Here is a 21,470-nt window from a genome sequence, read left to right as displayed (position 1 = left end):
TTGGCGTCGATCCCGGCACAGGCCACCAGCCGACCGCGATGCCGACAGGTCACGAAGGTCTCGACACCTTCCTCCAGAGAAAGGCCGCAGGTCCCCAGCAGCGCCGCGATCTCGTCGCGCGCCCGGGGGAAGATCCCGAGATCGATCGTGTCGAAGAGCAACTCTTCGCAATCCTCGCCCATCACCGGCGGCTTTCCGTTGGTACCCGTCGCGCGCCGACACCGCCGGCGCCCCCCGTGGGCAGCAACCGGCGTGCCAAACAACGCCGAACCGGAAAGACCGCGTGTTTCTCAGGGGCAGGACGTCTACGCTAAGTAGTAGCGCGCAAGATGAATGTCCGGATTTCCGGAAACCGCGCAAAAACCTCGTCCGGACTTCCGGATATGGCGGTTTCTTGCCTTCTCCCATGCATGGTAGTATTTGCTGTCATGTCATATCGACGCGACGAGAAGGCCTCATCATGATGTTTTCGGCGATTTCTATTCGGGCTCGCCTCATTCTGACGATGACCGTCAGCGTGCTGCTGCTGATGACCATGGGCGCCTTCTTCTTCTTCGCGCTGACGCGGGTCGATCGTGCCGCCGCCGAACTCAATTCGCGCTGGCTGCCGTCGGTCCGTCTCCTCGCCGAGACCAAGTACAAGATGGAGAGCCATCGGCTGCGCTTCGTGCGCGCCGTGTTCACGCCCGACACCGCCGAGCGGACGGCCATCCTGGCGGCGGCGGAGAATCGCCGCGGCGAGATCGACCGGTCGCTCGCCGCCTACGACGGCATCCTGCGCAACGACGACGAGCGGGCGCGTTTCGCCACGGTGCGCGAGCGCTGGGTCGACTATCTCGCCGAGGAACAGGCGATCGCCGTCGGGCTGCCGACCCTGTCGGCGGCTGAGGCGTCGCGGCTGGTCAACGATCGCTCGCGCTTCGTCTTCGATTCCGTCAACGACGCGGTCAACGGCGTCATCGCCCACATCGGCGCCAACGCCGAGAAGGCTTCCGCCGAGGCCGTGGCGACCTTCGACCGTGCCATCCGGGTCAGCCTGTCGATCTTCGCCTGCGCCCTCCTCCTCCTCGGCGTCTTCGTCGTTCTCGTCATCCGCTCGGTGTCGCGGCCGATCGACCGTATCACCGCCACCATGCTGCGGCTCGCCGAGGGCGACCGCGCGGTGTCGCTCGAGGGGATGCACGGGCGCAACGAGATCGGCCGCATGGCCGCGGCAGTCGAAGTGTTCCGCGGTCACCTGATCGAACGCGACGCGGCGCGCGCCGAACTCGAACGCTCCTTCGAGATCCTCGAGGACATGGTCGAGAAGCGGTCGTCCGAGCTGAAGAAGACCAACGAGACGCTGAAGACCGAGGTCGAGGAACGCATCCAGGCCAACCGCCAGCTCGAATCCATGCATCAGGAGCTGATCCGCACCGAGAACCTCGCGGTGATCGGCCAGCTCTCCGCCGGCATCGCCCACGAGTTGAACCAGCCGCTGGCCGCGCTCGCCACCCTGTCGCAGAACGCCGCCCGCTTCCTCGATCTCGGCGACGAGGCGACGGTGCGCGGCAATCTCGACCGCATCGTCCGGCTGGTCGACCGCATGGGCATCCTGACCAGCCGCCTGCGCTCCTTCGCCCGCCGCACGGGGGCGGAGCGCGAGACCGTCGATCTCGGGCGCTCGGTCGAGAACGCCCTCGCCCTCCTCGGCCATCGCCACGACCGCGAGCCGATGAAGATCGTCACCCTGCCCTCGCCGACGCCGGTCCTGGTCAATGCCAACGCGGTGCGGATCGAGCAGATCCTGGTGAACCTGATCTCCAACGCCTTCGACGCCACCCGCTCGACCGAGGACGCCACCACCGTCATCGCCTGGCACGAGGCGGACGGGAAGGCGATCCTGACGGTGTCGGACAACGGGCCGGGCTTCCCGCCCGACATCCTGACCCGGATCTTCGAGCCGTTCTTCTCGACCAAGAACAAGAGCGGCGGCGGGCTCGGCCTCGGCCTCGCCATCTCCGCCGACATCGCCCGCATCTACGGCGGCGCGCTGACCGCCGCCGACGGGGCGGAGGGCGGCGCCGTCTTCACCCTGACGCTGCCGCTGGAGAGCGACGAGGTGACCGGAAATCCGGAAGCCGCGACGCCGGCATTTCCGGAAACCGAGACCGCCACGACGCCGTCGGCCGCGCCGGCGCCCTGAAACGCGCCGGTTTCGGCCGCATCCGGCGTTTGGCACGGTCGATGCGAAGCGACACCCGACAGATCGAGCGCGAACCGCGCTCGCAAGCCGGGAGTCCGCGGGACATGAAGATCGTCAGTTTCCTCGTCGCCGATCGCAAGAGCTGGGGCCTCGTCGTGCCGCAGGGCATCGTCGATCTCGGCCGCCGCCTCGGCACCACCTATCCGGACGTCCGCGCCATGCTCGCCGGCGACGGCATCGCCCGCGTCGCGGCCTTCCTCCATGCCCAGATCGACTACCGCGCCGAGGAGGTGGTCTTCCTGCCGCCGATCGAACGGCCGGAGAAGATCTTCTGCGTCGGCATGAACTACGCCGAGAAGCGCGCCGAGTTCGCCGAAACCAATCCGGCGCCGACGCTCTTCGTCCGCTTCCCCTATTCGCAGACCGGCCACGGCTGCCCGGTGCTGAAGCCGGCGGTGACCCGCGAGTTCGACTACGAGGGCGAACTCGCCGTCGTCATCGGCAAGGCGGGCTTCCGCATTCCGGCCGAAGAGGCCTATGCCCATGTCGCCGGCTACAGCTGCTACATGGACGGCTCGGTGCGCGACTGGCAGCACACCTGGTTCACCGCCGGCAAGAACTGGCGCGAGACCGGCGCCTTCGGCCCCTGGCTGGTCACCGCCGACGAGATCCCCGACCCGCACGCGCTGAAGATCGGCACCTGGCTCAACGGCCGTCAGGTCCAGGACGACAACACCGGCAACATGATCCATCGCATCCCGGATCTGATCGCCTACATCTCGACCTTCTCGCCGCTCGAGCCCGGCGACGTCATCATCACCGGTTCGCCCGGCGGCGTCGGCAAGAAGCGCAATCCGCCGCTGTTCATGAAGGACGGCGACGAGATCGAGGTCGAGATCGAAGGCATCGGCCGCCTGCGCAACACCATCGCCCAGGAGGCGATCGCCGCCTGAGGCGGCGCGCGACGGCGGAAGCCCCGCCGTCGCGCCGTCACGCGTCGCCGTCGAGACCGAACTTGCGGATCTTGTCGAAGAGCGTCGACTTGGGGATCGCCAGTTGCTTGGCGGCGCGCAACGCGTTGCCGTTCTGGCGGCGCAGCTCCTCGGCGATCAGCGACTTCTCGAAGGCCTCGACCGCCTGCGACAGAGGCAGCGCGCGCCCGTCGGCGCCGTCGTTGCCGCGAATGCCGAGGACGTGGCGTTCGGCGACGTTGCGCAGCTCGCGCACGTTGCCCGGCCAGGGCCGCGCCATCAGATCCTGGACGATCGCATCCTTGATCGGCGACGGCTCGCGCCCGAGCCGCAGCGCCGCCTGCTCGACGAAATGCTCGAAGAGCAGGGGCACGTCCTCGCGGCGCGCGCGCAGCGGCGGCAACTCGAGCTCGACCACGGCGAGGCGGAAGTAGAGGTCGCCGCGGAAGCGTCCTGCCTCGCTCTCGGCGGAAAGGTCCGACTTGGTGGCGGCGATGACGCGGAAGTCGACCGGGATCTGCTGGTTCGAACCGAGCCGTTCGACCACGCGTTCCTGCAGCACGCGCAGGAACTTGATCTGCATGGCGATCGGCATCGACTCGATCTCGTCGAGGAAGAGTGTGCCGTGGGTGGCGTGCTCGACCTTGCCGATGCGCTTCTTGATGGCGCCGGAGAAGGCGCCGGCCTCGTGGCCGAAGATCTCGCTCTCGAACAGCGTTTCCGGCAGACCGCCGCAGTTCAGCGCGACGAAGGGGCCGCGTCGGCCAGAGGCGTCGTGGATGCAGCGGGCGATCAGTTCCTTGCCGGTGCCGGTCTCGCCGAGGATCAGCACGTCGGCCGCCGTCGGGGCGATCTCGGAGATGGTCTGGCGCAGCCGCTGGATCGGCTGGCTGCGGCCGATGATCCGGTTTTCCAGACTGCCGAGCGCCGACAGCCGCTTCTTGAGGTTCTTCACCTCGGCGGCGAGCGCCGTCTTCTCCAGCGCGCGGCGGACGACCTCGACCAGATGCTGCGAGGTGAAGGGCTTCTCGATGAAGTCGTAGGCGCCGTCGCGCATCGCCTGGACGGCGGTGGCGACGTCGGCGTGGCCGGTCACCAGGATCACCGGCAGGTCGGGCTCGGCGATCGCCATCTCGCGCATGAAGGAGAGACCGTCCTGTCCGGGAAGCCGGATGTCGCAGACGATCACGCCGGAGAAGCCCGGCCCGAGCGAGCGCCGCGCCTTCTCGACGGAATCGACGCCGAGGGTCGGAATGCCCTCGAGCATCAGGGCCTGGACGCAGCCCAGGCGCACGTCGGCGTCGTCCTCGATCAGTATCACCCGCATTTCGGACACGTCGCATCTCCCGCTGATCACGTCGCCCGAGCGATCGCCGGGAACGAGGCCGCGGAGCCTATCGTATCGGGCGAGACGATCCAAGCACCCGTCGTACGGATACGGATGAAAGACGAAAATTCGTCTTGGGAGCAGTCACTTTCCTCAGTCGAACGACACGTTTCCGGATTTCCGGACATGTATAGGCGGTTTTTTCCGGAAATTCCGGTCTTTCACACCCGGCCGAGACGGTGGGTACGACGACGATCCCAATCATTTCAAGGCGATGGCGGTCACCAACGGCTCTGGCACGGCGGTTGCGGAGGACAAGCCGACCTCGGGACCTCCACCGGCTCGCATCACGCGACGAAACGGCGGCGGCCCACCGAGTGGCATCCATGCGCCGCGGACCGACCGCGCGCCGGAACAAGACCGCAGGGGGAACAATGTCCGTACAAGCCGAATATTCCGCACCCACGATCGAGACCCGCAACCTCTGGCCGGGGCTGTGGTGGAAGCTCCTCGACACCCGCATCGGCATCGTACCGCTGCCGATCTACGCGCTGCTGATCGCCATCATCGGCGTGATGCTCCACACCAACGGCGCGCCGGGCCACGGCGCCGCGACCGCCGGCAAGCTGTCGTCCGACATTCTCGTCTCGATCGCCATCCTGGCGGTCGGCGGCTTCACCTGCGGCGAGATCGGCAAGCGTCTGCCTATCCTGAAGAACCTCGGCGCCTCGGCAGTGCTGGCGACCTTCCTGCCGTCCTATCTGGTCTATGCGCACATGATCCCGGATCCGGTGATCGCCTCGACCAAGGAATTCTACAAGACGTCGAACTTCCTCTATCTCTACATCGCCTGCATCATTGTCGGCTCGGTGCTCGGCATGGATCGTCAGGCGCTGATCCGCGGTGCGATGAAGATCTTCGTGCCGCTGCTGTCGGGCGTCATCGTGGCGGCCGCCTTCGGCACCGTGCTCGGCACGCTGCTCGGCCTCGGCACCCATCACACGTTCTTCTACATCATCGTCCCGATGATGGGCGGGGGCGTCGGTGAGGGCGTGATCCCGATCTCGATCGGCTATGCGCTGCTCACCCACGGCGACCAGGGCACCATCCTCGCCGAGATCATGCCGATGGTGATGATGGGCTCCTTCACCTGCATCATCATGGGCGGCGTGCTCAACTGGTACGGCAACCGCAACCCCCACCTGACCGGCAACGGCCGCCTGACCGACGACGGCGACGATCTCGGCGCCACGACCAAGACCACCGAGAGCATCGTCGATCCGGCCACCATCGGCGCCGCCGGCGTCACCGCGGTCGCCTTCTATCTGGTCGGCGTCCTCGCCCAGCGCACCTGGGACTTCCCGGCGCCGCTCGCCATGCTGTTCCTCGCCTTCGGTCTCAAGGCGATCAACGCGATCTCGCCGAAGCTGCAGGAAGGCGGCAGGGTGGTGCAGAAGTTCTTCGCCACCTCGGTCACCTATCCGCTGCTGTTCTCGGTCGGCGTGTCGATCACGCCCTGGGAAAAGCTGGTCGGTGCCTTCACCTTCCTCAACATCGTGGTGATCGTCTCGACCGTCATGGTGCTGATCACCACCGGCTTCCTCGTCGCCAAGCGGCTGAAGATGCACCCGATCGACGCCGCCGTCGTCTGCTCGTGCTCGGCGGCCCAGGGCGGCACCGGCGACGTCGCCATCCTGACCTCCGCCAACCGGCTGACGCTCCTGCCCTTCTGCTCGATCGCCACCCGTCTCGGCGGCGCCTGCATGGTGACCTTCGCCCTGACCATGATGCGGCTGATCGGCTGACCCGCGATCATCCGCCGTCGGCAAGACCGACCATCGCCTCGGCTGTCCCCTCGCGGGGGCAGCCGAACGCGTTTCGAGGAGCAATTTCCGCCGCTCGGGCCGGCCCGCTCAGGCGGGGTTGAGCAGACGGATCGGCGCGCCCTTCGCCCAGGCCTCGATCGCCTCCAGCGCCTGGCCGTAGGCGACGCGCCAGCTCTCCTCGGTGACGTAGCCGAGGTGCGGCGTCAGCACCGTTCCCGGCCAGCGCAGGATCGGGTCGTCGGCGGCGAGCGGTTCGACGTCGAAGACGTCGAGGCCGGCGCCGGCGATGGCGCCGGCTTCGAGCGCGGCGCCGAGCGCTTCCATGTCGACGAGGCCGGCGCGCGCGGTGTTGACGAGGAAAGCGGTCTTCTTCATCGCGGCGATCGCGGCGCCATCGACGATGCCTCGGGTACGATCGGACAGGACCAGATGGACGCTGACGACGTCGGCGGTGGCGAAGAGCTCGTGTTTCTCGACCCGCCGGACGCCGGCCGCCGCCGCCTTCTCGTCGGTCAGGTTCGAGCTCCAGGCGACGACCTCCATGCCGAAGGCCTGGCCGATCCGCGCCATCTGCGCCCCGAGCTTGCCGAGACCGACCACGCCGAGCCGCTTGCCGGCGAGCACCGTGCCGAGTGCCGTCTGCCAGACGCCGCGGCGCAGGGCGGCGTCCTGTTCGCCGATGCGGCGGGCGAGCGCGATGATCAGGCCCCAGGCGAGTTCGGCGGTCGGTGTCGGCAGCATGTCGGTGCCGCAAACGTCGATGCCGAGCCGGCGGGCGGCGACCATGTCGATCGAGGCGTTGCGCATGCCGGTGGTGACGAGGAGGCGCAGGGCCGGCAATTGCGCCAGCACGTCCGCGCCGAGCGTCGTGCGCTCGCGCATGGCGACGACGACGTCGAAATCGGCGAGCGCCGCAACCAGGTCCGCCGTCGCGACGAAGGGGTGTTCGAAGGCGGTCACCGTGGCGGCGGCGCCGAGGCGCGCCCAGTCGGCTGCGCGCGGGGCGGCCGCGAGGTAGTCGTCGAGAAGGGCGATCTTCATGGGTCTTCGGCCTCGAATGCCCCCGGCCCCGAGGATCGAGGCGGCTCCGGTGGGAGGGGCGGACGGGCAGTCCACACCGGCCGTCGCGGCGCTGTCAATCGCGCGGACCGGAAGCGCCTTACCGCAGCGACAGCCGTAGAAGCGCGCATGGCATTCCCGGCCATTGCTACTATAGTATCATGACAACCGAACATCTCGCGGCGTTCCTCATCGATCGCCCGGGTCTCGCGACATGAACCGCAACGCCGCTCGCTTCGCTCGAGGATCATCATGAACCGCCCCCTCCTGGTCACGGATCTGCTCGTCAGCGCGGTCTATGCCTTCGAACGGGAAGAGACGCCGGAGAGCCCCACCTGGCGGGCCGACGCGCGCTGGCTGATCGATCAGGACGGCGCAGGCGCCACCTCCTATGCGCTGGGCATCGCCCGACGCGCCTCCGACGGCGGCGACGCCGAGACCGCCCGCTACTGGCAGCAGGTCGCCGCCGAGATCGAAGAGATCAAGTCGACGCTCCGCGCTCGACCGGGAATGCCCTCTGCCCCGCCGGCCGAGACCCGCGCACCGGTCGTAACCGGCCGCGCCGCGCCGCGCCGTCGCGACGACGGACACCGGCGGCGGCTGGCCAAGGGCGAGATGCTCTTCGGCGAGGGCGATGCCGTCGGCCGCACCTTCGAGATCGTCGCCGGCTCGGTGATCCTGTCGCGCTCGCTGCCCGACGGGCGGCGGCAGATCCTCGATCTCGCCGGCCCCGGACGCCTGATCGGCCTCTGCGCCCGCGACGTCCTCGACCACGACGCGGTCGCCGCGGAGTCGGTGGTCGCCGTCGAGCGCGAACAGAGCGTCCTGATGGCCGACCCCGATCGGCGCGAGCGCGTCCTGCGCGTGCTGCTCGACGACGCCGCGCGGATGCGGGGTCTCGCCCTCCTCCTCGGCCGCATGACGGCGGCGGAGAAGATCGCGACCTATCTCCTCGGCGCCGTCGAGGAGACCGACGGCACCTGCGTGCTGCGTCTGACCCGCGGCGAGATCGCCGACCACCTCGGCCTCACCATCGAGACGGTCAGCCGCAACTTCACGATCATGAAGAAGTCCGGCCTGATCGAGGAGAACCGCGGCGTCCTCGTCGTGCGCGACAGGGCGGCGATGGAACTGGTCGCCAATCGCGGGACGACCGCGCCCGACGCCTGAGACCGGCCGAAAGACCGTCCCGTCAGCCGGAGAGAACCGCCCGAGCGGTCTCCTCGTCGGTTACCAGCACGTTGGCATAGCCGCCGCGCAACATGCCGCGAATCGCGTCGAGCTTCGACAGGCCGCCGCCGACGCAGATGCGGGTCGGCACCGAGAGGAAGTCCTCGACCGGCATGACGACATGGCGATCGTCGAGTTCGGTGCGCACCGCCCGCCCCTCGACGTCGAAGAAATAGCCCGACACGAAGCCGACGGCGCCGAGCGCGCCGTATTCCTGCAGGCTCTGCGCCGTCATGAAACCGCTGTGCTTCAGCAGCGTCTCGCCGCCGAGATCGGTGACGCCGAAGAGCGTCATCGAGCACGACCGCAACAGGCGGAAGTGCTGGGCGATGATCGGCTCCTCCATCAGCAGCGCCTTCATCCGCGGCGTCGAGACGATGCCGGGGGCGTGGAGATTGACACAGCGGCCACCGAGCTTGAGGGCGATGTTCGAGGTGCAGAGCTCAGGCGAGAAGTCGTAGGTGGCGATCGAGCTGCCGGTCACCTGGGCGATCGTCGTGCTCGGCAGGTTGAGCTGCGCCATCACCTTCGACAGCGCCATCACCGTGCGCCCCCAGGCGACACCGAGGATGCTGTCGGCGGCGAGGCGCTGTTCGAGCAGCCGAGCGCCGAGCCGCGCCACGCGCTCCACCACGGGGCGGCCGTCGCGCAGGTCGGGGACGACGTAGCATTCGTCGATGCCGGTGGCGGCGCGAATCTCCGTTCCGAGACGGACGAGGTCCATGCGCGCGAGGTCGACCGAGACGGTGACCATGCCCTCGTCGCGCGCGCGCTGCAGCAGGTTGAACACCGAGGCGCGCGAAATGCCGAAGCGCGCGGCGATCTCGTCCTGCTTCAGCCCCTCCTCGTAATAGAGCCAGGCAGCCGTCAGGACCGGATCGAGCGCGAACTGCGCCGGCGTCATCGCCTCTTCGAGACCTCGCAGGTCCGTGGCGTTCTTCTTCGACATTCTGGGGCCTCCACGCCCTTCCCTCCTTAACCCGTGTCGCGGCGGCGTGCCAGTGGGTATGTCGCTGATGCGAACCGATTGAATGGCAGTTTCCATTACAACCTGAAAAACGCCATTGACAAGTTCCAGGCACGTCTGAATTATGCCAACAACAACGACGTACCGGGAGGAACCCCGAGCATGAACATTCGTCCGTCCGCCGCATCCGCGGCCGGCGACCGTTGGAGTCGTCTCGTCGACGACGTCGTCGCCGGCACCTGGATCGATCCCGACACCGGTCGCCCGGCGCACGTTCCCTTCGATCGCGTGCTGATCGCCGACGATCTTTCCGGCTCCGAGGCGGCACTGGTCGCCTCCGTCATGCCGGCCGAGCGCTATGCCGTCGTCTGCGACGAGGCGACCCACGAGGCGCAGGGACGCGCCGTCGCCGCGGCGCTCGGCGCGCGTGCCGATCTGATCGTCCTCGACCACCCGCATGCCGACGAGGGCGACGTCGAGCGGCTGCGCGACCGCACCCGCGGCGCCGAGGCGCTGGTCGCGGTCGGATCGGGAACGATCAACGATCTCTGCAAGTACACGACCGCCGGCGACGGGCGCCGCTATTCGGTCTTCGGCACGGCGCCGTCGATGAACGGCTACACCTCGACCACGGCGTCGATCACCCTGCGGTCGGGCACCAAGACGACGATGAAGGCGCACGGCGCGCGCGGCGTGTTCTTCGACCTCGGCGTCAACGCCGCCGCCCCCGCCCATCTCGTCGCCGCCGGGTTCGGCGACAGCATCTGCCGCTCGACGGCGCAGGTCGACTGGTACTTCAGCCACCGCCTGCTCGGCACCGCCTATCGCGTCGCGCCCTTCGCGCTGCAGCTCGAGGACGAGGTCGAACTCTTCGCCCGTTCGGCCGCGGTCGGCCGGCGCGACCCGACGGCGATCGGTTATCTCCATCGGCTGATGGCGCTGTGCGGCTTCGGCCTGACGCTCACCGGCATGAGCCATCCCGGCTCGATGGGCGAGCACCAGATCTCGCACTGGATCGACAGTTTCGCCGGCGAGCGCCACCCGGGCACGGTGCACGGCCAGCAGGTCGGCGTCACCTCGATCACCATGGCACGGCTTCAGGAGCGGATCCTCGCCGAGACGACGGCGCCGAAGATACGCCCGGTCCCGGTCGACGAGGACGGCATCCGCCGCCGCTATCCCGCGAGCGCCGTCGACGCCATTCTCGCCGCCGCCCGCGCCAAGGCGATGGACGCCGCCGCCTCCGACCGGTTCAACGCGGAGCTCGAGCGGCACTGGCCGGACCTGCGGCACGAGTTGCTCGCCATGACGATCCCGGCCGATCGGCTCGTCGCCCACCTGGCGGCGGCCGGCGGGGCGACCACCGCCGCGGAACTCGGCATCGACCGGGCGCTCTACCACGACGCGCTGCGCCATTCGCCGGAGATCCGCGACCGTTTCTCCTTCCTCGACCTTGCCGCCGGCATGGGCATTCTCGAAGACTTCATCGCGGAGCAGTGCTGATGCGCCCTCTCGCCGACCTTCCGCTTTCCGCGCTCCACGGCATCCGTGCCGTCTTCACCGACATCGACGACACGCTGACGTCGGACGGGCGGCTTCCGGCCGACGCCTACGCCGCGCTCGAACGCCTCGAGGCCGCCGGGCTCGCCGTGGTGCCGATCACCGGACGCCCCGCCGGCTGGTGCGACATGATCGCCCGCTTCTGGCCGGTCGCCGGCGTGGTCGGCGAGAACGGTGCCTTCTACTTCAGCTACGACCGCGGCCAGCGGAAGATGATCCAGCGCTTCTTCGCCACCGACGAGGAACGGCGGACCAATCGCCGGCGTCTCGACGCCCTGCGCGAGCGCATCCTCGCCGAGGTTCCGGGCACGGGTATCGCCTCCGACCAGCTCTACCGCGAGGCCGATCTCGCCATCGACGTCTGCGAGGACGTCGCGCCGCTGCCCAAGGCGGAGGTCGACCGGGTCCTCGCGATCTTCGCCGAAGCGGGTGCGGTCGCCAAACTGTCGTCGATCCACGTCAACGGCTGGTTCGGCGACTACGACAAGCTGTCGATGACCCGCCGCTTCGCCGCCGACGTCTTCGACTGCGATCTCGACGCCGAGAAGGACCGCTTCGTCTTCGTCGGCGACAGTCCGAACGACGGGCCGATGTTCGGCTTCTTCCCGCTGTCCTGCGGCGTCGCCAACATCCGCGATTTCGCCGACGGCAGCGTCGAACTGCCGGCCTGGGTCGCCGAGGGCCACGGCGGCGCCGGCTTCGTCGAAGTCGCCGAACGCCTGCTCGCCGCCCGCCCGGCGGACGGCGCCGCCCCGCGGACCACGCTCGCCGGAGGGATGCGTCATGGCTGAGATCTTCGACCTCGCCGTCGTCGGCGGCGGCATCAACGGCTGCGGCATCGCCCGCGACGCCATCGGGCGCGGGCTCTCCGTGTACCTCTGCGACAAGGGCGATCTCGGCGGCGCGACGTCGTCGGCCTCCACCAAGCTGCTGCACGGCGGCCTGCGCTATCTCGAGCACTACGAGTTCCGCCTGGTGCGCGAAGCGCTCGCCGAGCGCGAGGTGCTGTGGTCGATCGCACCCCACATCGTCCGGCCGATGCGCTTCGTCCTGCCCCACGTCGCCGGCATGCGGCCGCGCTGGATGCTCCGGACCGGGCTCTTCCTCTACGACCATCTCGGCGGCCGCGCCGCCCTGCCGGGTACGACGACCGTCGATCTCGACAAGGGCCTGCTGGCGCAGGGCCTGCGCCCCGAGTTCACGCGCGGCTGGGAATATTCGGACTGCTGGGTCGAGGACAATCGCCTCGTCGTGCTCAACGCCCAGGCCGCCCGCGCCGGCGGCGCCGAGATCGCGCCGCGTACCGAGGCGCGCGCGATCGCCGTTCGCGACGGTCTGTGGTCGGTGGAGACCGTCGACCAGACGACAGGCGTCTCGCGCGAGATCCGCGCCCGCGTCCTGATCAACGCCGCCGGTCCGTGGGCCGGATCGGTCGCCGCCCGCCTCGCCGGCCGGCCGCCGAAGGGGCGCGTGCGCATGGTCCAGGGCTCGCACGTGGTGGTGCGCCGGCTCTACGAGCACGATCGCTGCTTCATCTTCCAGAACCCCGACGGGCGGATCGTCTTCACCATCCCCTACGAGGACGACTTCACGCTGATCGGCACCACCGACCGCGACTTCGACGGCGATCCCGCCCGGGTGCGCGCCTCGAAGGAGGAGATCTCCTATCTCTGCGCGGCGGTCGGCGCCTATTTCCGGCGTCCGCTCACCCCGGCCGACGTGGCGTGGAGCTATTCCGGAGTCCGGCCGCTCTACGACGACGGCGCCTCCGCCGCTCAGGCCGCCACCCGCGACTACGTGCTGGAGCTCGATCGCGATGGCGGCGCGCCGATGCTGTCGATCTTCGGCGGCAAGATCACCACCTACCGCCGCCTGGCGGAAGAGGCGGTCGACCGCATCGCCCCCTGCTTCGAGGACGGACTGCGCGAGCGCATCGGCGCGACGGCGGGCTGGACCGGACGCGTCGCCCTGCCCGGCGGCGACTTCGCCCCGGCCGACTTCCCCGCCCTCGTCGCCGCTCTCGCCGACGCCTGCCCCGGCCTCGGCCGACGCGAGGCGACGCGGCTGGTACGCTACTACGGCACGCGGGCCGAGACGATCTTCGGCGGCGGCACCTTCGCCGACCTCGGTCGCCATTTCGGCCACGGCCTCAGCGAACGCGAGCTCGACCACATGCGCGCCGAGGAATGGGCGGCCACCGCCGAGGACGTGCTGTGGCGACGCAGCAAACTCGGCCTTCATCTCGACCCGGCGGCGATCGCCGCGGTGGACGACTATTTCGGCGGCTCGCGCCGCGCGGCGTGAGACGATCGAACCGACCGACAGGCGAAGCGAAGGAGACGACGCGAAGGGAAGACAACCGCACGGCCGATCCGAAGATCAAGGCGGAAAACCGCCACGCGACGGCCGAACAGCTTCTGGGAGGAAGCAATGTACCTGGGCATCGACATGGGCACCTCGGGAGTGAAGGCGCTCCTGATCGACGAGGCGCAGTCGCTCGTCGGCGAATCGTCTTCTCGTCCGCTTTCGGTCGACCGGCCGAAGCGCGGTTGGTCGGAACAGAACCCCGACCTGTGGTGGGACGCCGTCTGCGAAGCCGTCGACGGCCTGCGCGAGCGCCATGCCGGCGCACTCGCCGCGGTCGAAGGCATCGGCCTGTCCGGCCAGATGTACGGCGCCACCGTCCTCGACGGCGCCGACCGGCCGCTCCGGCCCGCCATCCTGTGGAACGACACCCGCGCCGATCGCGAATGCCGCGATCTGGAGGCCCACGATCCGGATCTCGCCGCGATCGCCCATCGCCGGCCGACCCCGGGGGTCACCGCACCGAAACTCGCCTGGATCCGCCGCAACGAGCCGGAGGTCTTCGAGAAGATCCGCACGGTGCTGCTGCCGAAGGACTACGTCCGGCTGAGGCTGACCGGCGAGAAGGCGTCCGACCTCGCCGACGCCTCCGGCACCTATTGGGTCGACGTGGCGCGCCGCGACTGGTCGGACCGGCTGCTCGGCGCCACCGGTCTCGGCCGCGAGCACATGCCGCGCCTCGTCGAAGGCGTCGAGGCGAGCGGACGGCTGCGTCCCGAACTCGCCGCCCGCTGGGGCATGGATCGCGCGCCGGTCGTCGCCGGCGGCGGCGGCGACAACGCCTGCGGCGCCTGCGGCAGCGGCATCATCAAACCCGGTGTCGGCACGATCTCGCTGGGGACGTCCGGCGTGCTCTTCGTCGCCACCGACGCGCCGCGACCGAGCCTCGACCACGCGATCGAGAGCCTGTGCCATTCGGTTCCCGGCGTCTGGCACCAGATGGCGGTGATCCTGTCGGCGACCGCCTGCCTCACCTGGCTGTCGCGCCTGACCAAGCGCCCGGTCGGCGATCTCGTCGCCGATCTCGGCACCGCGCCGCGCGGGCCGACGCCGCTGCTCTTCGTGCCCTATCTCGACGGCTGCTGGGCGCCGACCTTCGACGTCGACGTGCGCGGCGCCTTCGTCGGGCTCGATCACACCACCGACGACGCGGCGATGACGCAGGCGGTGCTGCAGGGCGTCGCCTTCGCGCTCGCCGAAGCCGCCGCGGGCTTCCGGGCCAACGGCGCGACCTTCGACCGCCTGCTCGGCATCGGCGGCGGTTCGCGTTCGAAAGTCTGGCTGGCGATGCTCGCCGACTGTCTCGGCACCGAAATTGCGGTGCCGGAGGCGAGCGAACTGGGGGCCGCCTTCGGCGCCGCCCGCCTCGGCCTCATCTGTGCCACCGGCGCCGACCCGCGGGCCGCGCTGACGATGCCGCGCATCGTCGACGTGATCGCGCCGGACCCCGGCCGTTCCCAAGCCTATCGCGAGGCCTTCGCGCGCTGGTCGGACCTCGTCGGTCCGGTCCGCGCCGCGTCCCGCCCGCTGCCCTCCGGGATGTGACGGTCACGGTCGCATCCGGCCCTTCGCGGCCCACGAGACGTGACGCGCCGGTACGCAAAGAGGCCGGCGGGGAAGACCCGAAAAAGACGATCGGAGAGGAAACACCATGACGGAACTCACCAGCGATCCCATCCGCGACGACGCCCCGCAGACCTCGACCGGCGCCGCCGGCGGACCGACCCGCCGCCTGCTGCTCGGCGCCGCCGCGACGCTCGCCGCGACGCGCTATCTCGGCATCCGCCCGGCGGCCGCGGCCGAATACCGCTTCGCCGCGGCGCTCGGCTGGACCTCCTACGACTCCGGTCGTCATCTCCAGGAAGGCTTCAAGGCGGCGGTGAAGGAACTGGGCGGTGCACTGTCGATGACCGACGCCGGCTTCGACGCCAAGAAGCAGTCCGAGCAGATCGACAGTCTCGTCGCCTCCAAGCCGGACGCGCTCTTCATCACCCCGGCCGATGCGGTCGCCATCGCGCCCGCCGTCCAGCGTGCCATCGCCGCCGGCATCCCGGTCTTCGCCGCCGACAGCATGGTGCCCGGCGTCGCGGTCAAGACGACCGCCATGTCGAACAACTTCGGCATGGGCTTCCACACCGCCGACTTCATCGCCAAGCAGCTGAAGGGCAAGGGCAAGATCGCCCGCGTGATGCTGCCGCAGAACGAGAGCTGGGACCAGCGCACGCTCGGCATGGAATGGGCGCTCAAAGCCTATCCCGACGTCAAGGTCGTCGCCGAATGGGCCTTCGCGCTCGCCGGCAACGTCACGCCGCGCCAGGCGATGGACAACATCCTGACCGCCAACCCCGACCTCGACGCGGTGTGGTGCGCCTGGGACGGCGCGGCGGTGGAGGGCACGCTGGCTGCCCGCGCCGCCGACCGGCCGAACCTGATCCTGACCGGCATCGACGGCGGCTCGCAGGCCTTCAACTACATCCAGGCCGGATCGCAGCTGAAGCTGTCGATGGCCCAGACCTTCTACGAGATGGCCTATCTCTGCGTCCTCTACGCGCACGAGCACAAGGCCGGGCGTCCGACCCCGCGCACCGTGATCACGCCGACCTACGCGGTGACCAAGCCGATGCTCGCGAAGGGCATTCCGGACGACTACGACGTGCCCGGCCACGGCGACAAGCTCGGATGGGTCCGGGCCGTCTGAGCCCCTCGCGCCGTCGGGAGGCGCGATCGGCGCCTCCCTCCTTCTCCTCCATCGAACGTCGGGAGGCCCCATGGCCGACATCGTTCTCAGGACGCAGGGACTGACCAAGCACTTCGGCTCGGTCCACGCGCTGACCGACGTGGACTTCGCGCTGGAACGCGGCGAGATCCACGCGCTGCTCGGCGTCAACGGCGCCGGCAAGTCGACCTTCATCAAGATCCTGTCGGGCGTCTATTCCAAGACCTCGGGCGACGTCGAGATCGACGGCGTGCCCGTGTCGTTCCAGACGCCGCGCGACGCCATCGACCACGGCATCGCGACGGTGCAGCAGCACCCCGAGCTGATCGCCGATCTCGACGGCTACCAGAACATCTTCCTCGGTCGCGAGGGCGGGCGGCCCGGTCTCTTCCGACGGATCGACCATGCCGCGCTGCGACGGCGCGGCGACGCCCTGCTCGCTCGCTTTCCCGTCGACATCGACCTGTCGCGACCGGTCGGATCGCTCTCGGCGGTCGAGCGCGAGATCGTCGCGGTCCTCCAGGCGCTCTCGCACAGCGACATCCGCGTGATGATCCTCGACGAGCCGACCTCGACACTGACCGAGGTCGAGAAGAGCGTGCTCTTCCGCATGATGGCGGCGCTCAAGGCCTCTGGCATCGCGATCGTCTACATCACCCATCGCCTCGAGGAGGTCGTGGAACTCGCCGACCGCTTCACCGTCTTCCGCGGCGGCCGTCGGATCGTCACGATGGACGCCTCCGAGGTGCGCGAGCGCAGCCTGTCGATCGCCGAACTGATGCTCGGCGAACCGCTCGAGGACGTCTATCCGCCGAAGCGCGGCGAGGTCGCGACCGGCGGCCCGGCCTTCGAGGTCAGCGGGCTGCGTCTCGACGGCGTCTTCGAGCCGGTCGACTTCGAGGTCCGCCACGGCGAGATCCTCGGCATCTTCGGTCTCGTCGGTTCCGGTCTCGACGAGCTGTCGAAGTCGATGTTCGGCGTCGAACCCGACCATGCCGGCGCGATCCGCGTCGAAGGGCGCGAAGTGGCGCCGCGCAATCCGCGCGAGGCGCTCGCCGCCGGCATCTTCCTGGTTCCGGGCGACCGACGCTCGGAAGGCCTGACGCTGACCCGCAACTCGATCTTCAACATCAAGCTCGCCGCCCTCGATCGCGCCTCCGGCCGGCTCGGCCTGCTCACCGGCGGAGCCAACCGACGGCGCGCCCGCGAACTCGCCGAGATCGTCGCCCTGACGCCGCCCGACCTCGATCTGCCGGTCTCCGGTTTCTCCGGCGGCAACCAGCAGAAGATCGTCGTCGCCAAGGGCCTCTTCACCGAGGCGGCGGTCTACATCTTCGTCGAGCCGACCATCGGCGTCGACATCGGCGCGCGGTCGCGGCTCTACGCGCTCATCCGCGAACTGGCCGAGCGCGCTGCCGTCGTCGTCATGTCGACGGACTGCGACGAGGTCCATGGCCTCTCCGACCGCAGCTTCGCCCTCTACAAGGGCCGCCAGGTCGCCGCCGCCAGTTCCACCATCACCCGCAACGAACTCCTGAACGCCGGGATCATGGGGAGGCTGCAATGAAGTCCATCCGCTCGCTCCTGCCGCCGACCGCCCTGCGCGCGCTCGGCGTCCTCCTCCTCGTCGCGGCGATCGTGGCGATCTTCACCGCCGTCGAACCGCGCTATGCCTCGCGCGGCAACTTCGCCGCCGTCACCCGCCACATGGCGGCGAACGGCCTCGCCGCCCTCGGCCTGACGTTCGTCGTCGTGGTGCGCCGCTTCGACCTGTCGTTCCCGGGAATCGCCTGCTTCGCGGCGGTGACGATGGGCTGGCTCATCGCCGCCGGCTTCTCGCTCTGGCTGGCGATCGCCGTCGGCCTGGCGATCGGGGTGGCGATCGGCGCGGCCAACGGCTGGGCGATCGCCCATTTCGATCTGCCGGACATCGTCGTCACCATCGGCAGCGGCTCGATCGCCGCCGGCATGGCCTTCCTCTACACGGGCGGCCAGACGATCTTCCAGAACTTCATGACGTCGGGAATCCTCGACTTCAACGACGTGCGCATCTTCCAACTGAGCCTGTCGGTCTACATGCTGCTGGCGATCTACGGGCTCGCGGCGCTGCTGCTGCACCGCTCGCGCGCCGGCGTCGCCTTCCATGCCACCGGCGAGAACCCGGTCGCCGCCTTCTTCTCCGGCATCCGCACGCGGGCCTGCATCGTCGCCGCCTTCGCGCTGTCGGGTGCCGGCGCGGTGCTGGCGGTCGTCCTGCTGATCGCCGAATCCGGCAATGCCAGCACCAACCACGGCCTGACCCTGCTGATGCCGGCCTATGCCGGGGTCTATCTCGGCGCGGCCCTGCTCGGCGGTGCCTCGGTGCCGGCGAGCCTGCTCGGCACACTGGTCATCACCGTCCTGCTCGACGGGTTCTCGCTGCTGCGCGTGCCCTACTGGTACGGCGACGGCGTGGTCAGCCTGATCCTGCTCGCCGGCGTGGTGGTGTTCGACGAACGCTTCCGTCGCGGCTTCGCCGACACGCTGCGCGCCCTTGCCCCCAAGAACTCCGAGACCGGCGAGGTCCGCCCATGAGCAACGTCTCCTTCGCACAGGCCCCCGTCATGCCCTTGTCCAACATCGCGCGGATCCTCGGCCGGTGGTGGCTGCTCTTCGCCCTGTTGATCGCCGTCGCCGGCTTCGCGACCCTGCGTCCGCACATGGTCGACGCCTCGAACATCGCCACCATCCTGCGCTCCGCCAGCCTGACCGGGATCATGATCCTCGGCCTCACCGGCGTGGCGGCGGCGGGCAAGATCGACGTCGGCTTCATGCAGGTCGCCGCTCTCGCCGACATGGTCGCCGCGGCGCTCGTCGCCGGCGGCTGGGGCTGGCCGATCGCCACCGCCTGCGCCCTGGCGGTCGGTGCAGCCGTCGGCCTCCTCAACGGCTTCCTGGTCGGAACCCTCCGCCTCCAGCCGCTGATCGTCACCATCGCCACCGGCGGCGCCTGCGGCTCGGCCGCCGCCGCCATCGGCCGCGGCTCGCCGATCCGTATCGAGAGCGCCGGCCCGCTCGGCGATCTCCTCGCCGCCAACCTCGGCCCGGTGCCGCTGATCGCGATCGGCGTCGCCGCCCTCTACCTCGCCGCCTGGTACGCCCAGGAGCACCTGACCTTCGGGCGCTACATCTATGCGATCGCCCGCAACGAGGAAGCGGTGATCGAGGCGGGCGTGCCGACCCGTCGGCTGATCGCCCTGCTCTACGTCGTCTCCGGCGTCACCGCCGCCGCCGCCGGCGTGCTGCTGGTCGCCAATCTCTCCTCGGGTCAGCCGATGATCGGCGCCTCCTACTTCATCGACGGCCTGACCGCGGTCATGGTCGGCGGCATGATGATCCGGCTCGGCCAGCCCAACGTCATCGGCACCGCCTGCTCGACACTGTTGCTGGCGGCGCTGGTCAGCGGCGGCGCCCTGCTCGGCTGGCCGGACTACCTGCGCGACATCGTCAAGGGCTGCCTGTTGATCGGCGGCGTCGCACTCGCCGTGTGGATGGCGCGGCGGTCGCGGGTCGGCGAACGGAGGGGCGCGCGATGACCCGCTCCACCCCTTGCGTGATCGGCCTCGACTGCGGCACGGGCGGCGCCCGCGCCCTCGTCACCGACCTCGCCGGCCGCGTGTTGGGTCAGGCGACCTCGCCCTACCCCACGCACTACCCGCGGCCGGGCTGGGCGGAACAGTCGCCGGAAGACTGGTGGATCGCCGCCGTCGCCGCGATCCGTGGGGCGATCGCCGCCGCGGGCGTCTCGGCCGCCGACGTCACGGCGATCTCCGCCGACGGCACCTCCAGCACGCTCGTCGCGCTCGACGCGGCGCTGCAGCCGATCGGACCGGCCATCCTGTGGATGGACAACCGTGCCTCGGCGCAAGCCCGGCGGATGACGGCGACCGGCGACGCCGCGCTCGCGCGCTGCCGTGCCGGCGTCAGCTCGGAATGGATGCTGCCGCGCATCCTCTGGCTCGCCGAACGCCGGCCGGCCGAGTTCGAACGCACCCGCTGGTTCGTCGAGATGGCCGACTACCTGACGCTCCGTCTCTCGGGGCGTCTGACCCTCGGCCACAACCAGGCGACCAACCGCTGGTTCTTCGACGGCCGCGCCGGCGGCTGGCCCAGGGACTTCTTCGCCCGGATCGGCCTCGCCGGGATCGAGGCGCGCTTTCCCGCCGACGTCCTGCCGCTCGGCGCGCCGGTCGGCCCGCTCGGGCACGAGGCGCAGGCGGAGACCGGCCTGACGGCTGCGACCCGCGTGGTGTGCGGCGGCACCGACGCCTACGTGGCGATGGCCGGCCTCGACGTCTGCCGTCCCGGCAAGACCGCCCTGATCACCGGCTCGTCGCATCTCGTCCTCTGCCAGACCGACACGCCGCGCGAGATCGCCGGGCTCTTCGGTCCGCATCCCGACTGCGTCGTGCCGGGGCTCTTCGTCTACGAGGGCGGTCAGGTCTCCTCGCTGTCGATCGTCAAATGGTGGCACGACCACTTCGCCTCCGCGGGCCGCGACGGCGACGCCCACGGCGAGATGATGCGGGCGGCGGCCGAGATCGAGATCGGCGCCGACGGTCTGGTGGCGCTCGACTTCTGGCAGGGCAACCGCAACCCCTACACCGACTACGACCTCCAGGGCGCGATCTGGGGCCTCACGCTGCGCCACACCCCGGCCCACGTGCTCAGGGCGCTGGTCGAAGCGATCGCCTACGGCACGCGCAACATCCTCGCCGAGCTCGTCGGTGCCGGCATCCCGGTAACCGACATGACGGCGTGCGGCGGCGCGGCACGCAGCCGGTTCCTGCTGCAGATGCATGCCGACACCACCGGGATACCGATCGCGGTGCCGAAGGTGACGGAGGCGACCGCCTTCGGCTCGGCGATCGTCGCCGCGGTCGGCGCGGGGGCCTACGGCGGTCTCGCCGAGGCCGCCGGGGCGATGGTGTCGATCGCCGAGACCATCGATCCGGACCCCGCCACCCGCGCCGCCTACGACGAAGGCTTCGCGTTCTATCGGGAGACCCATGCGGCGCTGGCGCCGTTGATGCACCGCATGGCCGCGCGCCACGCCGCGCGGGTCTGACCCGCCACGACCTCGCTTCGATCGACGCGCGGGCCCCACTCCGGGTCCGCCGACGGCCCCCTTTTCGCAGTTCACGTTCACGAAGGAGACTACCGATGGCCCACATGGGAGACCTGGTTGCGGAGATGCTGGCGCGCTACGGCGTCGAGCTGGTGTTC

Annotated in this window: 17 protein-coding genes; 13 read left to right on the top strand and 4 right to left on the bottom strand. The window is 69.7% G+C overall.

All coding sequences use genetic code 11. The features are described from left to right. Window positions 1-182: hypothetical protein (locus ACT53U_RS19350; protein WP_476157560.1), on the bottom strand; the 182-nt coding region annotated here is incomplete at its 3' end. A 224-nt stretch (window positions 183-406) separates the two neighbouring features. Between ACT53U_RS19350 and ACT53U_RS19345 the strand changes: the two genes are divergently transcribed. Both ACT53U_RS19345 and ACT53U_RS19340 read left to right on the top strand, forming a co-directional pair. Then, a complete protein-coding gene (locus tag ACT53U_RS19345; protein WP_476157563.1) occupies window positions 407-2,185 on the top strand; it encodes an ATP-binding protein in 1,779 nt (592 codons plus the stop codon). A 104-nt stretch (window positions 2,186-2,289) separates the two neighbouring features. Then, entirely contained in the window at window positions 2,290-3,138 is an 849-nt protein-coding gene (locus ACT53U_RS19340) for a fumarylacetoacetate hydrolase family protein (protein WP_476157559.1), read from the top strand. A gap of 37 nt (window positions 3,139-3,175) precedes the next feature. Here ACT53U_RS19340 and ACT53U_RS19335 read toward each other — a convergent pair whose 3' ends face one another. Then, complete coding sequence (locus ACT53U_RS19335; RefSeq protein ID WP_476157562.1) at window positions 3,176-4,483, bottom strand: sigma-54-dependent transcriptional regulator; 1,308 nt, start codon at window positions 4,481-4,483, stop codon at window positions 3,176-3,178. A 434-nt stretch (window positions 4,484-4,917) separates the two neighbouring features. Here ACT53U_RS19335 and ACT53U_RS19330 point away from each other — a divergent pair, with 434 nt between their 5' ends. Beyond that, window positions 4,918-6,288 (top strand): 2-hydroxycarboxylate transporter family protein, encoded by a 1,371-nt coding sequence (locus ACT53U_RS19330; protein WP_476157558.1) that lies wholly within the window; start codon window positions 4,918-4,920, stop codon window positions 6,286-6,288. A gap of 108 nt (window positions 6,289-6,396) precedes the next feature. Here the strand turns inward: ACT53U_RS19330 and ACT53U_RS19325 are convergent, their stop codons facing one another. After that, window positions 6,397-7,350 (bottom strand): D-2-hydroxyacid dehydrogenase family protein, encoded by a 954-nt coding sequence (locus ACT53U_RS19325; protein ID WP_476157556.1) that lies wholly within the window; start codon window positions 7,348-7,350, stop codon window positions 6,397-6,399. A 270-nt stretch (window positions 7,351-7,620) separates the two neighbouring features. Between ACT53U_RS19325 and ACT53U_RS19320 the strand changes: the two genes are divergently transcribed. Continuing rightward, window positions 7,621-8,538, top strand: a complete 918-nt coding sequence (locus tag ACT53U_RS19320; RefSeq protein WP_476157554.1) for a Crp/Fnr family transcriptional regulator — start codon at window positions 7,621-7,623, stop codon at window positions 8,536-8,538. A gap of 22 nt (window positions 8,539-8,560) precedes the next feature. Here the strand turns inward: ACT53U_RS19320 and ACT53U_RS19315 are convergent, their stop codons facing one another. Next, complete coding sequence (locus tag ACT53U_RS19315; protein WP_476157552.1) at window positions 8,561-9,547, bottom strand: sugar-binding transcriptional regulator; 987 nt, start codon at window positions 9,545-9,547, stop codon at window positions 8,561-8,563. Between the two features lie 180 nt (window positions 9,548-9,727). On the opposite strand from ACT53U_RS19315, the gene ACT53U_RS19310 reads away from it, so the two are divergent. The 9 genes from ACT53U_RS19310 to ACT53U_RS19270 all read left to right on the top strand — a co-directional run bounded on the left by ACT53U_RS19310 (window position 9,728) and on the right by ACT53U_RS19270 (window position 21,312). After that, entirely contained in the window at window positions 9,728-11,068 is a 1,341-nt protein-coding gene (locus ACT53U_RS19310; RefSeq protein WP_476157551.1) for an iron-containing alcohol dehydrogenase, read from the top strand. Next, window positions 11,068-11,916: an HAD-IIB family hydrolase gene (locus ACT53U_RS19305; RefSeq protein ID WP_476157549.1), complete on the top strand. Its 849-nt coding sequence runs from the start codon at window positions 11,068-11,070 to the stop codon at window positions 11,914-11,916. The genes ACT53U_RS19310 and ACT53U_RS19305 overlap by 1 nt, the downstream gene beginning before the upstream one ends. After that, the gene (gene glpD / locus ACT53U_RS19300; RefSeq protein WP_476157548.1) at window positions 11,909-13,429 is read left to right on the top strand and encodes a glycerol-3-phosphate dehydrogenase; all 1,521 of its coding nucleotides are present in this window, start codon (window positions 11,909-11,911) and stop codon (window positions 13,427-13,429) included. Before ACT53U_RS19305 ends, glpD begins: the two co-directional genes overlap by 8 nt. A 126-nt stretch (window positions 13,430-13,555) precedes the next feature. After that, window positions 13,556-15,034: a xylulokinase gene (gene xylB / locus ACT53U_RS19295; RefSeq protein WP_476157546.1), complete on the top strand. Its 1,479-nt coding sequence runs from the start codon at window positions 13,556-13,558 to the stop codon at window positions 15,032-15,034. A 106-nt stretch (window positions 15,035-15,140) separates the two neighbouring features. Further along, window positions 15,141-16,187 carry a sugar ABC transporter substrate-binding protein gene (locus ACT53U_RS19290; RefSeq protein WP_476157545.1) on the top strand — a complete coding sequence of 349 codons (1,047 nt, stop codon included), beginning with the start codon at window positions 15,141-15,143 and terminating at the stop codon, window positions 16,185-16,187. Between the two features lie 70 nt (window positions 16,188-16,257). Further along, on the top strand, window positions 16,258-17,772 hold the full coding sequence (locus ACT53U_RS19285; RefSeq protein WP_476157544.1) for a sugar ABC transporter ATP-binding protein: 1,515 nt from the start codon (window positions 16,258-16,260) through the stop codon (window positions 17,770-17,772). Beyond that, window positions 17,769-18,779, top strand: a complete 1,011-nt coding sequence (locus ACT53U_RS19280) for an ABC transporter permease (RefSeq protein WP_476157543.1) — start codon at window positions 17,769-17,771, stop codon at window positions 18,777-18,779. The genes ACT53U_RS19285 and ACT53U_RS19280 overlap by 4 nt, the downstream gene beginning before the upstream one ends. Continuing rightward, on the top strand, window positions 18,776-19,780 hold the full coding sequence (locus ACT53U_RS19275; protein WP_476157541.1) for an ABC transporter permease: 1,005 nt from the start codon (window positions 18,776-18,778) through the stop codon (window positions 19,778-19,780). Before ACT53U_RS19280 ends, ACT53U_RS19275 begins: the two co-directional genes overlap by 4 nt. Beyond that, complete coding sequence (locus ACT53U_RS19270; RefSeq protein WP_476157540.1) at window positions 19,777-21,312, top strand: FGGY-family carbohydrate kinase; 1,536 nt, start codon at window positions 19,777-19,779, stop codon at window positions 21,310-21,312. Before ACT53U_RS19275 ends, ACT53U_RS19270 begins: the two co-directional genes overlap by 4 nt. The last annotated feature ends 158 nt before the right edge of the window (window positions 21,313-21,470 follow it).

Source organism: Pinisolibacter sp. DMC19 (genome assembly GCF_056313985.1).
The sequence above is the reverse complement of the archived record's forward strand: the minus strand, read 5'-3'. Positions and strand labels throughout refer to the sequence as shown.